The organism is Streptomyces sp. NPDC001781 (assembly GCF_053596035.1).
Genome location: NZ_JBSFFI010000024.1, coordinates 1 through 13,689, shown reverse-complemented (window position 1 = coordinate 13,689; position 13,689 = coordinate 1). Strand labels below are relative to the sequence as shown.

Here is a 13,689-nt window from a genome sequence, read left to right as displayed (position 1 = left end):
CTCGCGGAAATCGGGGGTGGTCGGGAGACGAGAAGCGACAAGAAACGGCGTCTTGGGTGAACCGGCGGTCACTATACGAGAGTTGATGATCAAAAGGGAATGAAAGCAGCGGCCTTCCATGAAGTGGACTTTCAAATCAGGTCGTTGGCCGTGAACAGGGCGACGGCGGCGTATCCACCGAAGCCGTAGATCTTGACGCCCGGTTCCCGGCCCGCTGGACTGTGACGGCATGCCCCGGCGGGGTGGCGGCGAAGGGAGAGCGGCACGTGGCGGGGGAACCGGGGGCATGGAGCCTCCCCGTGCGCGCGGCGCGGTTCGCCGGCCGCACCCTGTGCGGCGAATGGCGCGCCATCGTGGCGGACCCCTTACGCCGCCTCGCGCACCGCGGGCTGTCCGGGCTCCTCCTGGCCTTCGTGGCCGCCTTCGGCGTCATCCTCTTCCACGACCTGGCCCAGCACCCCGCCGGCGCGACCTGGGTCCGCCGGCTCGGCGGCGTCACCGCCGACCTCCCCCTCTGGCTCTCCCTGCTCCGCACCCCCGTCTCGCTGTACGTCCCCGCGCTCGACCTGCCGGTGTGGGCGGGCATCACCCAGTTGTTCCTGGCCTTCGCCCTCGCCGAACTGGTCCTCGGCCGCGCCCGGACCCTGGCCATCGCCTACGTGGCCACCCTGGCCGGCACCCTCACGGCCCGCCTGATGATCGAGCTGGGCCCCGGCCGGTGGGGGATCGGCCTGCCCGCCGAGTACGGAGCCGTCCTCGACACCGGCCCCTCGGCGGCCGTCGTGGGGCTGTTCACCTATCTGGCCGTGGTCCGCCGCGCCCCCGTGGTTTTCACCCTGACAGGCGGATCGATGGTCTGGGAGTCCATCGCCGTACCCAACCTCGCGGGGCGCGAGCACCTCGTCGCCGTGTCCGCCGCGATCGTCCTCGCCCTGCTGCGCGGCCGCCGCCTCCGCCTGCCGTACGCCCGCACTTCCCGCCGCGCACCGGTCTTCCCGGACCCCCTCACGCCCGCGCTCCCCGCCGCGGACGCCCGCGCCCCGGACGTCCTCCCCACCGAACCGACGTGCGCACGTCAATGTGATGGTTTTCGCACCTCCGCCGGAGCGCGCACCCCCTAGTGTTTCCGCGGAGTACGGGGGCAGTGCGTGGCTGACACCATGGTGTTCGTCGCCGGCAGGCTGAAGGGAATCCCAGATGTTCCGCAAGGTGCTGGTAGCCAACCGCGGAGAGATCGCCATCCGCGCGTTCCGGGCGGGCTACGAACTCGGTGCGCGCACGGTGGCCGTCTTCCCCCACGAGGACCGCAACTCGCTGCACCGGCTCAAGGCCGACGAGGCGTACGAGATCGGCGCGCCCGGGCACCCCGTCCGCGCCTATCTCTCCGTCGACGAGATCGTGACCGCCGCCCGCCGCGCCGGCGCCGACGCCGTGTACCCCGGCTACGGCTTCCTCTCGGAGAACCCCGGCCTCGCCCGCGCCTGCGAGGAGGCCGGGATCACCTTCGTCGGACCCAGCGCCGACACCCTGGAACTCACCGGCAACAAGGCCAGCGCGGTCGCCGCCGCCCGCGCGGCCGGGGTACCCGTGCTCGGTTCGTCCGCGCCCTCCAACGACGTGGACGAACTGGTGCGTGCCGCCGACGAGATCGGCTTCCCCGTCTTCGTGAAGGCGGTCGCGGGCGGCGGCGGCCGGGGCATGCGCCGGGTCGAGGAACCCGCCCAGCTCCGCGAGTCCATCGAGGCCGCCTCGCGCGAGGCGGCCTCCGCCTTCGGTGACCCGACCGTCTTCCTGGAGAAGGCCGTGGTCGACCCCCGCCACATCGAGGTGCAGATCCTCGCCGACGGCGAGGGCGAGGTGATCCACCTCTACGAGCGCGACTGCTCGCTCCAGCGCCGCCACCAGAAGGTCATCGAGCTGGCGCCCGCCCCCAACCTCGACCCCGAACTGCGGGACCGGATCTGCGCCGACGCCGTGCGCTTCGCCCGCGAGATCGGCTACCGCAACGCCGGCACCGTCGAGTTCCTCCTCGACGGAGACGGCAACCACGTCTTCATCGAGATGAACCCCCGCATCCAGGTCGAGCACACGGTCACCGAGGAGGTCACCGACGTCGACCTCGTCCAGGCCCAGATGCGCATCGCCGCCGGGGAGACCCTGGCCGGCCTCGGGCTGTCCCAGGACCGGATCACCCTGCGCGGCGCCGCCCTGCAGTGCAGGATCACCACCGAGGACCCCGCCAACGGCTTCCGCCCGGACACCGGTCTGATCAGCGCGTACCGCTCGCCCGGCGGCTCCGGTATCCGGCTCGACGGCGGAACCACCCACGCCGGCACCGAGATCAGCGCCCACTTCGACTCCATGCTGGTCAAACTCACCTGTCGTGGACGGGACTTCCAGGCCGCGGTGGGCCGCGCGAGGCGCGCGGTCGCCGAGTTCCGCATCCGGGGCGTGGCCACCAACATCCCCTTCCTGCAGGCAGTGCTGGACGACCCCGACTTCCGCGCCGGACGCGTCACCACCTCGTTCATCGAGGAGCGCCCGCACCTGCTGACGTCCCGTCACTCGGCCGACCGCGGAACCAAGCTGCTCACCTTCCTGGCCGACGTCACCGTCAACAAGCCGCACGGCGAGCGCCCCGAGCTGCTCGACCCGGTCACCAAGCTGCCCGCGCTCCCGGCGGGCGAGCCCCCCGCGGGCTCCCGGCAGCGCCTCGTCCGCCTCGGCCCCGAGGGCTTCGCCCGCGACCTGCGGGAGTCCCCGGCGCTCGGCGTCACCGACACCACCTTCCGCGACGCCCACCAGTCCCTGCTGGCCACCCGCGTGCGCACCAAGGACCTGCTCGCGGTCGCCCCCGTCGTCGCCCGCACCCTTCCCGAACTGCTCTCCCTGGAGTGCTGGGGCGGAGCCACCTACGACGTGGCGCTGCGCTTCCTCGCCGAGGACCCGTGGGAGCGGCTGGCCGCGCTCCGCGAGGCGGTGCCCAACATCTGCCTGCAGATGCTGCTGCGCGGCCGCAACACCGTCGGCTACACCCCGTACCCCACCGAGGTCACCGACGCCTTCGTACGCGAGGCCGCCGCCACCGGTGTCGACATCTTCCGCATCTTCGACGCGCTGAACGACGTCGACCAGATGCGTCCCGCCATCGACGCCGTGCGGGAGACCGGCACGGCCGTCGCCGAGGTCGCGCTCTGCTACACCGCAGACCTCAGCGACCCCGCCGAGCGGCTCTACACGCTCGACTACTACCTGAGGCTGGCCGAGCGGATCGTCGAGGCCGGAGCCCATGTCCTCGCCGTCAAGGACATGGCCGGCCTGCTGCGCGCGCCCGCCGCCGCGAAGCTGGTCACCGCGCTGCGCGGCGAGTTCGGGCTGCCGGTGCATCTGCACACCCACGACACGGCCGGCGGCCAGCTCGCCACCTACCTGGCCGCGATCCAGGCGGGCGTCGACGCGGTGGACGGCGCGGTCGCCTCGATGGCCGGGACGACCTCCCAGCCCTCGCTCTCCGCCCTGGTCGCCGCCACCGACCACTCCGAGCGCCCCACCGGCCTCAGCCTGCACGCGGTCGAGGAACTGGAGCCGTACTGGGAGGGCGTGCGCAAGGTCTACGCGCCCTTCGAGGCGGGTCTCGCCTCCCCGACCGGCCGCGTCTACCACCACGAGATCCCCGGCGGCCAGCTCTCCAACCTGCGCACCCAGGCCGTCGCGCTCGGCCTCGGTGACCGCTTCGAGGAGATCGAGGCGATGTACGCGGCCGCCGACCGCATCCTGGGCCGCCTGGTCAAGGTCACCCCGTCCTCCAAGGTGGTCGGCGACCTCGCCCTGCACCTGGTCGGCGCGGGCGTCGCGCCGGAGGACTTCGAGGCCGACCCGGACCGGTTCGACATCCCGGACTCGGTGATCGGCTTCCTCCGGGGCGAACTGGGCACCCCGCCCGGGGGCTGGCCGGAGCCGTTCCGCACCAAGGCGCTGCGCGGCCGCGCCGAGGCCAAGCCGGTGCGGGAGCTGTCCGCCGATGACCGCGAAGGGCTGGAGAAGGACCCGAGGCCCACGCTGAACCGGCTGCTGTTCCCCGGCCCGACCGGTGAGTTCGAGACCCACCGGCAGACCTACGGCGACACCGGTGTCCTGGACAGCAAGTCGTTCTTCTACGGCCTGCGCCCGGCCAAGGAGTACGCGGTCGACCTGGAGCCCGGCGTGCGGCTGCTGATCGAGCTGCAGGCGGTCGGCGAGGCGGACGAGCGCGGTATGCGCACGGTGATGTCGACCCTCAACGGCCAGCTCCGGCCGATCCAGGTCCGCGACCGCTCGGCGGCCACCGACGTACCTGCGACGGAGAAGGCCGACCGCTCCAAGCCCGGCCATGTCGCGGCGCCGTTCGCCGGTGTGGTGACGCTCGCGGTGGAGGAGGGCACCGAGGTGGCGGCCGGGGAGACGGTGGCCACGATCGAGGCGATGAAGATGGAGGCGACGATCACCGCGCCCGAGGCGGGCCGGGTGTCCCGGCTGGCGATCAACCGCATCCAGCAGGTCGAGGGCGGGGACCTGCTGGTCGAGCTGGTCTGAGCCGCCCGGCCTCGGCTCCGGCCCCACTCGCGGGCCGGAGCTGACGCCGTACCGGCCGGATCAGCCCCAGAGCGGGTAGACCATGGTCTGCGTGAAGCCCTTCGGACGGGCGTCGTCGTACGTGACGCTCATGCGGGTGTAGCGCTTGACGTCCGGGTGCTTCTTCCACGCGGCCGGGCGGTCGAGGCGCACGGTCACACGGTACGAGCGGAAGACGCCCTTGGCGCAGTACGGGTCGCAGTCGTTGACCATGTTCATGCCCTCGGCCACCGCCGACCTCGAGTCCCACTTCACCCAGGTGAGCCCGCTGAGCCGACTGTTGCCGTCGCCGCAGGCCAGGATGAAGTCCGCGGGGCGCACGGTCTTCTTGAACTGGCAGTCCACGAGCACGGGTGCGGTCCGGTGCGGCACGGGGGCCGTCGGCGGGTTGGCCGACGCCGTCGTCATCGCCGCGGTGAGCAGCGCTCCAGCAGCCAGGGTGACCGTCGTTCCCACCAGTGATCCGCGCATGGTCGCTCCCACCTGTCGTGCTGTGTCCGACCGTGTGCCGACGCTACGACCGTTCGACCGGATGCACCACTCGCGCAGGTGGGAGCACGGGTCACACGTGCCGGAAGGTCGGCCCGCGGGACGCCACCCAGGCCCCGCAGGAGGAGCAGTCCTCGTCGCCCAGGGCGATACCGCCGTAGGTGTCCTGGTAGCCGCTCGCGCCGCGCGGCCGGGCGGAGGAGCTCGCGGCGGGGGAGCCGACCGGCTTCCTGGAGCTGCCGGACCGGGAGGCCGAGGCCGCCTCCGGGCGCCACGTACGATCTGCCGCCCGCGCGGTGCCGCCGAGGGCGAGGATCCCTGCCGCGGCCGTGAGAAGCCTGGGGACGGTCACATGGAGGGCCTCCCGCAGCCCGGATGCGTTCAGCGCGTTGAAATCCGAACGCACCCTTGGGCGTCGATGATCAGTGAAGCCGACGGCCCGTGCCAGGCCGGGCAAGGGGCCGCGCGGTCAGCAGGAGCCCTCGTCCTGCCACGGGCCCCAGCCGGAGCCGTTCGGTGCCTCGTTCTGGGTCCACCACCTGGCCTTCCAGTTGCGGTGGTTGTAGGACACCTCGTCCCCGCTGACGTACACCGCCGAGGAACTCCACGCGGACCTGCAGGAGCCGCCGGGGTCAGTGATCGTCGGGGTCGGGGTCGGGGTGGGTGTGGGGGTCGGGTTCGGCGGAGTGGCGCCGGCGAACTTCACCGAGAACTTGGCGAAGTCCCAGGCGTTCTGCGCCACACTGGAGCAAGTCCCGGAAGTACGGCCGCCGTTGTCCGCCGGAGTGCACTGGCGGTCCCGGTTCAGGCTCCAGAAGGTGAAGCGGTCCATGTGGTGGCCGGTGGCGAAGTCCAGCACCGTCTGGAAGTCTGCCTGGGAGAAGTACTCCCCGGTGTCGCTGCGGCCGTTCATCCCGGAGAAGCCTTCGTGCGCGTACGCCGTGGCCTCGTCCCAGCCGAAGGTGGAGCGCAGGACGCCGTTGAAGCCGGCCAGTGCGCTGGTCTGGCTCGCCGCGCCGTCGAAGCCGCCGTCGAACGGCATGATGGAGAAGTTGTTCGGGGTGAAGCCCTGGGACTTCGCCTCCAGCAGCATCTGCTTGCCGAACCAGCCGGTGCCGTCCGCGGTGCCGGCCGTGGTGACCGAGACGTACAGGCCGGGGTTGTTCCGCTGGAGGATCCTGGCCGCGCCGATCTCGTTGTGGACCGCCGCCGTGTTCTCGTATTCCGGCTCCTCCAGGTCGAAGTCGATCGCGTGCAGGCCGTACTTGGTGATGACCTGCTGGTAGGCCGCCGCCGTGGCCGCCGGGTCGGCGCAGGTCTGGCCCAGCTTGGTGCCGCCGTACCCGCCGATCGAGACGGAGACGTCACCGCCCTTGGACCGGATGGTGTTGATCACGGACTGCACGGCGGTGTCCGAGGAGACCGGAGAGGTGCCGCCCCAGGTGGGCGAGCATCCGCCGCCGTCGGGTGCCAGCACGAACGCCAGCTGGAACGCCTTGAGACCGGTCGCGTCCATGACGGCGGCCGCGTTCGGCGGGTCGTTGTCCGTCGGCATCAGGTACGGGGCCGCCGCGTACCAGCGGTTGTCGAGCGCACTCGTGGCGCCGGACGCGCTGCCCGTGACCAGTGCCGTCGTACCGGCCGCGGCCAGCGTGACGGCGGCCGCCGCGCCCAGACATGCCCGAAGTCGTCTCACTGCGAGCCTCCAGAGGGGGTGGGGGAGGGGATGGTGCCAGACTCCTGGACGGCACCCGGCTTGGTCTAGTCCAATACACGCCTTTGGACTGGACCAAACCGTCTCTTTGCCCGGTGGCAAGTGAATGTCCCGTCTGTGCAGGGGACTTGCGGAACCCGTCGATCTGCGCGGAACCGTGGCGGACCGTCCGCCCTCTGGGGCACCCTGGACGCTGCGCGCACTGTTTCGCCACGTTTGAGCGGCGGTGCGCGAGGGGGAGCGATCACATGAAGGGCGGGGCCAAGCACGGTGGAGATCACCATTCACAGACCCGGCGAACTGACCTCCGCGCTGCGCGGGGCCTGGCACCGGGCGATGGACGAGTCACCCGAGTACGCCAACCCCTTCCTCGCGCCGGAGTTCGCCCTCGGAGTCGGCCGCCATCGCGGCGGCGTCCGGATCGCGGTGCTGCGTGAGGGCGGCGAGCCGGTCGGCTTCCTGCCGTACGAGCGGGGGCCGTTGGGTACGGGGCGGGCCGTCGGGCTCGGGCTCTCCGACTGCCAGGCGCTCGTGCACCGCCCCGGTGTCACCTGGGACGCGGCCGAACTGCTGCGCGCCTGCGGGCTCAGCATCTTCGAGTTCGACCATCTCGTTCAGGAGCAGCGTCCGTTCGCCCCGCACCTGACCGGCACCTTCGCCTCGCCGGTCATCGACGTGAAGCCCGGCGACGGCACCTACGCGGAGTGGCTGCGCGCCACCTATCCGGGGCTCGCCAGGACGACCCTGAAGAAGGAACGCCGGCTCGGCCGGGACGCGGGTGAGGTGCGCTTCGTCTTCGACGAGCGCGACCCGCAGGTGCTGCGCACCCTCATGCGCTGGAAGTCGGCCCAGTACCGCCGCACCGGCCGGATGGACCGCTTCTCCCGTCCCTGGATCGTGGACCTGGTGAACCACCTCTTCCACGTCCGCGAGGAGCACTTCACCGGCGTGCTCTCCGTGCTGTACGCGGGTGACCGCCCGGTCGCCGCACACTTCGGGCCGCGCTCCAGCACCGTGCTGGCCGCCTGGTTCACCGCCTACGACCCCGAACTGCACTACTACTCGCCAGGGCTGATGATGCACCTGCGCACGGCCGAGGGCGCCGCCCGCGGCGGGGTCACCCTGGTCGACCTCGGGCGGGGCGACAAGGAGTACAAGGACTGGCTCAAGACGCGCGAACTCAGGGTCGGGGAGGGCTTCGCGTCCCGCCCGCATCCCGTCTCCGTGGCCCATCGGGTGTGGCGCCGGCCGGTGCGCGGGCTGCGCAACACCGTGCTGGCCCACCCTCAACTGCGTTCTCCTGCCGATCGGTTCCTGAAGACGGTCGGCCGGCTGCGCACCCAGGGGCGGCCGGTCCGCTGATCTCGCCGGGCGGGACCGTCGGGACATGAACCGAGCAGGGCCGGTTTCCCCGGTCCCGCGGTCGCAGGGAGCCGCAATGGGACTGAGCTCCCTGGGGACAGCGCTCGCCGCCACGGCAGCACTGCTCGCCCTCCAACCCCCGGCCCTCGCGGCGACGGACGCCGCCCGCGCCGGCTGCGGCACCGCCGACGCCGCGCAGGGCGGGTCCCGCCTCCGCCTCGTCCGCCGAGAGCGCCGGCACCCCGGCGTCCGCCGCCTTCGACGGCGGCACGGGTACCCGCTGGTCCAGCGCCTTCGCCGACCCACAGCGGCTCCGCGTCGACCTCGGCTCGGTGCAGGACCTGGACTTCCAGGTCCAGAGCTCGACCGAGGAAACCGACTGGACCACGCTCAGGACGGTCGCCGGCGGCACGGGCGGCACCGCCTCCTACGCGGTGAGCGGGTCCGGCCGGTACGTCCGCGTGTACGGGACCGCGCGGGGCACCGCCTGCGGCTACTCGCTGTCGTCCAGGCGCACGGCTTCCAGGTCCCGGTGAACTCCGGGGTCAAGCTGCACGACATCCTGGTGATCTCGCTCGGCGGCAAGGGCCAGTACGCCCACGTCGTCAACAGCACCGGGGCGCTCACCTCGGGGTCGGACACCGTTCCGTCCAAGATCACTCAGTTCCGGTAGCGGGGAGGCGGGGGCCCGGAAGGCGGGCTCGACGAGGCGCGCCTAGGGTGGCGTGCACGGAGGGCCGCGCGGCCCTCCGTGCACGGCCCCCGGCCCGGTCAGGCGTCCGAGCGGTCTGCCGTCCAGGTCAACTCCTGGTCGGCTGGGCCGACTTCACCCACCGGGAGCCTCCCGCTCCCGTCTCGGACGACCCCCGGACCGGGGGCCGCCGCTCGAACGGAGTAGCACGGGGGGCGTTGCGGCCGGGCCGACGCTCTGATGGAGGGGTCCCCACCCTCGATTCAGTGAGGCAAGCTCATGCGTATGCGCAAGATCGCTGCAACGGCCGTTCTCGCGGGCGCCTTCGCCCTCTTCGGTGCCACGGCGGCCCAGGCGGCCGACCCGGACCCGACCACCGGCGCCGCCGCCAACAGCCCCGGCGTCGCCTCGGGCAACGTCATCCAGGTCCCGGTGGACGTGCCGGTCAACCTGTGCGGCAACACGATCGACGTCGTGGGCCTGCTGAACCCCGCGTTCGGCAACATCTGCGCCAACTCCTGACAGGGTGGGACGGGTGCCGGTCCCTCTCCGCGGGGGCCGGCACCCGGCTGCGGCGGGTCAGTCGGCCGCGACCGGCTCCTTCCGGGCATCGGGCCGTTCCTCCGTCCGGCCGCCGCGCAGCAGCAGGCGCCGCACCGGGCGCTCCACGCCCTCGAACAGCGCCCAGGACAGCGCGAGCGAGATCGCGAACGCGGCCGCGGTCACCCCGATCCCGGCCGCGGCGCCGAAGCGCGGCCTGTCGCCCAGGACGGAGATGCCCGCGCGCAGCACCAGCAGATGCACCATGTAGAACGCGAACGACAGCTCCCCGAGCCGCACCAGCCGGCGTCCCCGCCACAGCGTGGGCAGTCCGCGCAGGTCGGCCACGGCCGCCGCCGGGATCAGCAGGGTGAACCCGGCCAGGGTGCAGGACGTGGCCGCGTAACCGGGCGCCACCTGGGGGACGAGGAAGTAGCCGAGGATGGCCAGGGCGAGCGAGCCCTCCGGGCCGGGCCCGCGCCAGCGGTCGAGCAGCACCAGCCGCGCGGTGACCGTGCCGAGCACGAACTCCGGCAGCCGGGCCAGCGGCAGCGAGTACATCGGCTGGTCCAGCCAGTGATGGGCGTCAGCCCAGGCGAGGACCAGTGCGACCATGGCCGCGAATCCGCCGAGGACCAGGGTGCCGCGCGCGTTCAGCCTGCGCAGCAGCCAGAAGAGAGCCGGGAAGAGCGCGTAGAAGAACGCTTCGCAGGCCAGCGACCAGCTCACCGGGTTGAGCGTCTGCCACCAGGGCTGCCACCACGAGTGGACCAGCGACATGTTCGCCAGGGTCTGCTTCCAGGTCGGGAGGGCCGGCCTGCCCATGGCGAAGGCGATGGCGACCGCGAGGAGGGCGGTGGCCAGGTGGACCGGGTAGACCCGGGCGATCCGCCGCCGCCAGAAGCCCGGCGCCCGGTCGCCGGGCCGGGCCGACCAGGTCAGTACGAATCCGGACAGGACGAAGAAGAACGACACGCCTGTGCCGCCGGGGGTGAACGCCCAGGAGACCAGGCGCCCGGCCTGGCCACCGAGGTAGCCGAAGTTGTTGATGTGGAGTCCGAACACCAGCAGGGCCGCCACCCAGCGCAGCCCGGTCAGCGAGGGCAGCGAGGGTCTGACGCCGTCCGGTGGGCCGGGGGCACCGGCCGCGTCGGGCCGTGCGGGCGGCGTCCGGGGCGTCCGGGTCGTCGCCGTGGTCATCCGATCACCTGCCGCTGGAGGTTCGCGTGGGGCATGAAGGGGACTGCTGCCCTCCGGTGCACCGACATTCACGTCATGCCGGAAACATCACACGGCTGCCGAACGAGAGAGCTCCCGCCCTGCCACGGATGGCGGGCCCGGAGCACCCGGACGAGTGAGTGCCGCCCTGGCGGGGAACCACCACATCGGACCCCGGTTCGTCCGATACATACCGGTATCGGCCGGTGACCGGGTGAAGTGAAAACTTGTACAGCTCGTTTTCTTGAATGGTTCGTGTTTAAGGCGCTAGGGTTTCCCCATGACCGCATCCCAGCCTCCGACCACCGCCGCCGCGGACCTGCGCGGTGCCGGTCTCCGCGTCACGGCGGCCCGTGTCGCGCTGCTGGATACCGTCCGCGCGGGCGACCATCTCGGTGTCGAGACGATCGCCACCCAGGTCCGCGAGCGAGTCGGCCACATCTCCGTACAAGCCGTCTACGAAGCCCTGCACGCGCTCACCGCGGCGGGGCTCGTGCGCCGTATCGAGCCGCCCGGCAGCGCCGCGCTGTTCGAGGGGCGCGTCGGCGACAACCACCACCACGCCGTGTGCCGGTCGTGCGGTGCCGTCGCCGACGTCGACTGCGCGGTGGGCCACGCGCCCTGCCTGACCGCCTCCGACGACCGGGGCTTCGCCATCGACGAGGCCGAGGTCGTGTACTGGGGCGTCTGCTCCGACTGCTCCACCGGCCGCAGCACCTAGCGCCGCTTGTCCCGCACCTTTTCCGGAAGGATCGACATGCCTCACAACGAAGACGCGATCGTCACCGACCCGAAGCCCGAGGAGACCGGCGGCTGCCCCGTCGCGCACGGTGCCGGCGCCAGTTCCCTGCACCCGGCCCTGGGCAGCGGGAACGACCGCTGGTGGCCCAAGCAGCTCAACCTGAAGATCCTTGCCAAGAACCCGCCCGTGGCCAACCCGCTGGGCGAGGAGTTCGACTACGCCGAAGCCTTCCTCAGCCTCGACCTGCCGGCCGTGAAGCGTGACCTGGCCGAGGTGCTCACCACGTCCCAGGACTGGTGGCCCGCCGACTTCGGCCACTACGGCCCGTTCATCATCCGCATGGCCTGGCACAGCGCCGGTACCTACCGCACCTTCGACGGCCGCGGCGGTGGCGGCAGCGGCCAGCAGCGCTTCGCCCCGCTCAACAGCTGGCCGGACAACGTCAACCTGGACAAGGCCCGTCGACTGCTCTGGCCGGTGAAGAAGAAGTACGGCAAGAACATCTCCTGGGCCGACCTCATGATCCTCGCGGGCAACGTCGCGCTGGAGACCATGGGCTTCAAGACCTTCGGTTTCGGCGGCGGCCGGGTGGACGCGTGGGAGCCCGACGCCGACGTGTACTGGGGTCCGGAGACCACCTGGCTCGGCGACGAGCGCTACACCGGCGACCGTGAGCTGGACAAGCCCCTCGCGGCCGTCCAGATGGGCCTGATCTACGTCAACCCGGAGGGCCCCAACGGCAACCCGGACCCGGTCGCCGCGGCCCGCGACATCCGCGAGACCTTCGCCCGTATGGCGATGAACGACGAGGAGACCGTCGCCCTGATCGCGGGCGGCCACACCTTCGGCAAGACCCACGGGGCGGGCCCGTCGAGCGACGTCGGCCCCGACCCGATGGACGCCCCGATGGAGCAGCAGGGCTTCGGCTGGAAGTCCAGCCACGGCACCGGCAAGGGCCCCGACGCCATCACCTCGGGTCTGGAGGTCACCTGGAACTCCACCCCGGTCACCTGGGACGTCAACTACTTCGCCACCCTCTTCGGCTACGAATGGGAGCTGACCGAGAGCCCGGCCGGCGCCCAGCAGTGGAAGCCGAAGGACGGGGCCGGCGACGGCACCGTGCCCAGCGCCTTCGACCCGGACAAGAAGATCGCGCCGAACATGCTCACGACGGACCTGTCGCTGCGCTTCGACCCGGTCTACGAGCCGATCTCCCGCAGGTTCTACGAGAACCCCGAGGAATTCGCGGACGCCTTCGCCCGCGCCTGGTACAAGCTGACCCACCGCGACATGGGCCCGAAGTCGCTGCTGCTCGGCCCCGAGGTCCCCGAGGAGACGCTGCTCTGGCAGGACCCGCTGCCGCAGCCGGTCGGCGAGCCGATCGACGCGGCCGACGCCGACGCGCTCAAGCGCAAGATCCTCGACTCCGGTCTCACCGTGTCGCAGCTCGTCAGTGCCGCGTGGGCGTCCGCGTCCACCTTCCGCGGCAGTGACAAGCGCGGTGGTGCCGACGGCGCCCGCGTCCGTCTGGAGCCGCAGCGCGGCTGGGAGGTCAACGAGCCGGACCGGCTCGCCCTGGTGCTGCGCACCCTCGAAGGCATCCAGGAGGAGTTCAACGCCTCCGCCGGTGCCAAGCACGTGTCCCTGGCCGACCTGATCGTGCTCGGCGGCGACGCCGCGGTGGAGAAGGCCGCGAAGGACGGCGGCTTCCCGGTCGACGTGCCCTTCACGCCGGGCCGCGTGGACGCGAGCCAGGAGCAGACCGACGCGGAGTCGTTCGAGGCGCTCGAGCCCGTGGCCGACGGCTTCCGCAACTACGCCGGCAAGGGCAGCAACCCCGGCCGCGCCGAGTACGCGCTGGTCGACCGAGCCAACCTGCTGACCCTCAGCTCCCCGGAACTGACCGTCCTCATCGGCGGTCTGCGGGTCCTCGGCGCCAACTACCAGGACTCCGACCTCGGTGTCCTCACCGAGACGCCGGGCGTGCTGACGAACGACTGGTTCGTCAACCTGCTCGACCTCGGCACCACGTGGAGCTCCACCTCCGAGGACCAGTCCACCTTCGAGGGCCGCGACGCCTCCACCGGCGCGGTGCGGTGGACCGGTACCCGTGCGGACCTGGTCTTCGGCTCCAACGCCGAGCTGCGCGCCGTCGCCGAGGTGTACGCCTCCGACGACGCCAAGGAGAAGTTCGTGCAGGACTTCGCCGCCGCGTGGCACAAGGTGATGAACCTGGGCCGCTTCGACCTCGCCTGAGTCGCAGCACCCCGGGGGCGGGGGGGCGGGCCCGCGGGGCGGGGGCGGCGCCCCCGCCCCGCCCCC

The 13,689-nt window shown here is 71.9% G+C and carries 11 protein-coding genes and 1 pseudogene; 8 read left to right on the top strand and 4 right to left on the bottom strand.

Annotated elements, in window-relative coordinates; all coding sequences use genetic code 11:
• The first annotated feature begins 299 nt into the window (after positions 1 to 299).
• The gene (locus tag ACWCV3_RS21355; RefSeq protein ID WP_451226339.1) at positions 300 to 1,121 is read left to right on the top strand and encodes a hypothetical protein; all 822 of its coding nucleotides are present in this window, start codon (positions 300 to 302) and stop codon (positions 1,119 to 1,121) included.
• Between the two features lie 76 nt (positions 1,122 to 1,197).
• A complete protein-coding gene (locus ACWCV3_RS21350; RefSeq protein ID WP_451226336.1) occupies positions 1,198 to 4,572 on the top strand; it encodes a pyruvate carboxylase in 3,375 nt (1,124 codons plus the stop codon).
• Between the two features lie 60 nt (positions 4,573 to 4,632).
• On the opposite strand, the gene ACWCV3_RS21345 is transcribed toward ACWCV3_RS21350, so the two are convergent.
• The 3 genes from ACWCV3_RS21345 to ACWCV3_RS21335 all read right to left on the bottom strand — a co-directional run bounded on the left by ACWCV3_RS21345 (position 4,633) and on the right by ACWCV3_RS21335 (position 6,796).
• Positions 4,633 to 5,082: a hypothetical protein gene (locus tag ACWCV3_RS21345; RefSeq protein WP_451226334.1), complete on the bottom strand. Its 450-nt coding sequence runs from the start codon at positions 5,080 to 5,082 to the stop codon at positions 4,633 to 4,635.
• Positions 5,083 to 5,173: 91 nt separating this feature from the next.
• Positions 5,174 to 5,506 (bottom strand): hypothetical protein, encoded by a 333-nt coding sequence (locus ACWCV3_RS21340; RefSeq protein ID WP_451226331.1) that lies wholly within the window; start codon positions 5,504 to 5,506, stop codon positions 5,174 to 5,176.
• 63 nt (positions 5,507 to 5,569) lie between these two features.
• Positions 5,570 to 6,796, bottom strand: a complete 1,227-nt coding sequence (locus ACWCV3_RS21335) for a carbohydrate-binding protein (protein WP_451226329.1) — start codon at positions 6,794 to 6,796, stop codon at positions 5,570 to 5,572.
• Positions 6,797 to 7,084: 288 nt separating this feature from the next.
• On the opposite strand from ACWCV3_RS21335, the gene ACWCV3_RS21330 reads away from it, so the two are divergent.
• The 4 genes and pseudogenes from ACWCV3_RS21330 (at position 7,085) to ACWCV3_RS21315 (ending at position 9,389) form a co-directional block, all read left to right on the top strand.
• On the top strand, positions 7,085 to 8,176 hold the full coding sequence (locus ACWCV3_RS21330) for a GNAT family N-acetyltransferase (protein ID WP_451226326.1): 1,092 nt from the start codon (positions 7,085 to 7,087) through the stop codon (positions 8,174 to 8,176).
• 269 nt (positions 8,177 to 8,445) lie between these two features.
• A pseudogene (locus tag ACWCV3_RS21325) lies at positions 8,446 to 8,712 on the top strand (discoidin domain-containing protein); the annotation flags it as partial.
• Positions 8,709 to 8,849 carry a hypothetical protein gene (locus tag ACWCV3_RS21320; protein ID WP_451226324.1) on the top strand — a complete coding sequence of 47 codons (141 nt, stop codon included), beginning with the start codon at positions 8,709 to 8,711 and terminating at the stop codon, positions 8,847 to 8,849. The pseudogene ACWCV3_RS21325 and the gene ACWCV3_RS21320, both read left to right, overlap by 4 nt.
• A 303-nt stretch (positions 8,850 to 9,152) precedes the next feature.
• Complete coding sequence (locus ACWCV3_RS21315; RefSeq protein WP_451226321.1) at positions 9,153 to 9,389, top strand: chaplin; 237 nt, start codon at positions 9,153 to 9,155, stop codon at positions 9,387 to 9,389.
• A 57-nt stretch (positions 9,390 to 9,446) separates the two neighbouring features.
• Here ACWCV3_RS21315 and ACWCV3_RS21310 read toward each other — a convergent pair whose 3' ends face one another.
• Positions 9,447 to 10,607, bottom strand: a complete 1,161-nt coding sequence (locus ACWCV3_RS21310; protein ID WP_451226318.1) for an acyltransferase family protein — start codon at positions 10,605 to 10,607, stop codon at positions 9,447 to 9,449.
• Between the two features lie 298 nt (positions 10,608 to 10,905).
• Between ACWCV3_RS21310 and ACWCV3_RS21305 the strand changes: the two genes are divergently transcribed.
• Both ACWCV3_RS21305 and katG read left to right on the top strand, forming a co-directional pair.
• Positions 10,906 to 11,346, top strand: coding sequence for a Fur family transcriptional regulator (locus tag ACWCV3_RS21305; protein WP_451226316.1), 441 nt, complete (start codon positions 10,906 to 10,908; stop codon positions 11,344 to 11,346).
• Between the two features lie 36 nt (positions 11,347 to 11,382).
• Positions 11,383 to 13,623 carry a catalase/peroxidase HPI gene (katG, locus tag ACWCV3_RS21300; protein ID WP_451226313.1) on the top strand — a complete coding sequence of 747 codons (2,241 nt, stop codon included), beginning with the start codon at positions 11,383 to 11,385 and terminating at the stop codon, positions 13,621 to 13,623.
• The last annotated feature ends 66 nt before the right edge of the window (positions 13,624 to 13,689 follow it).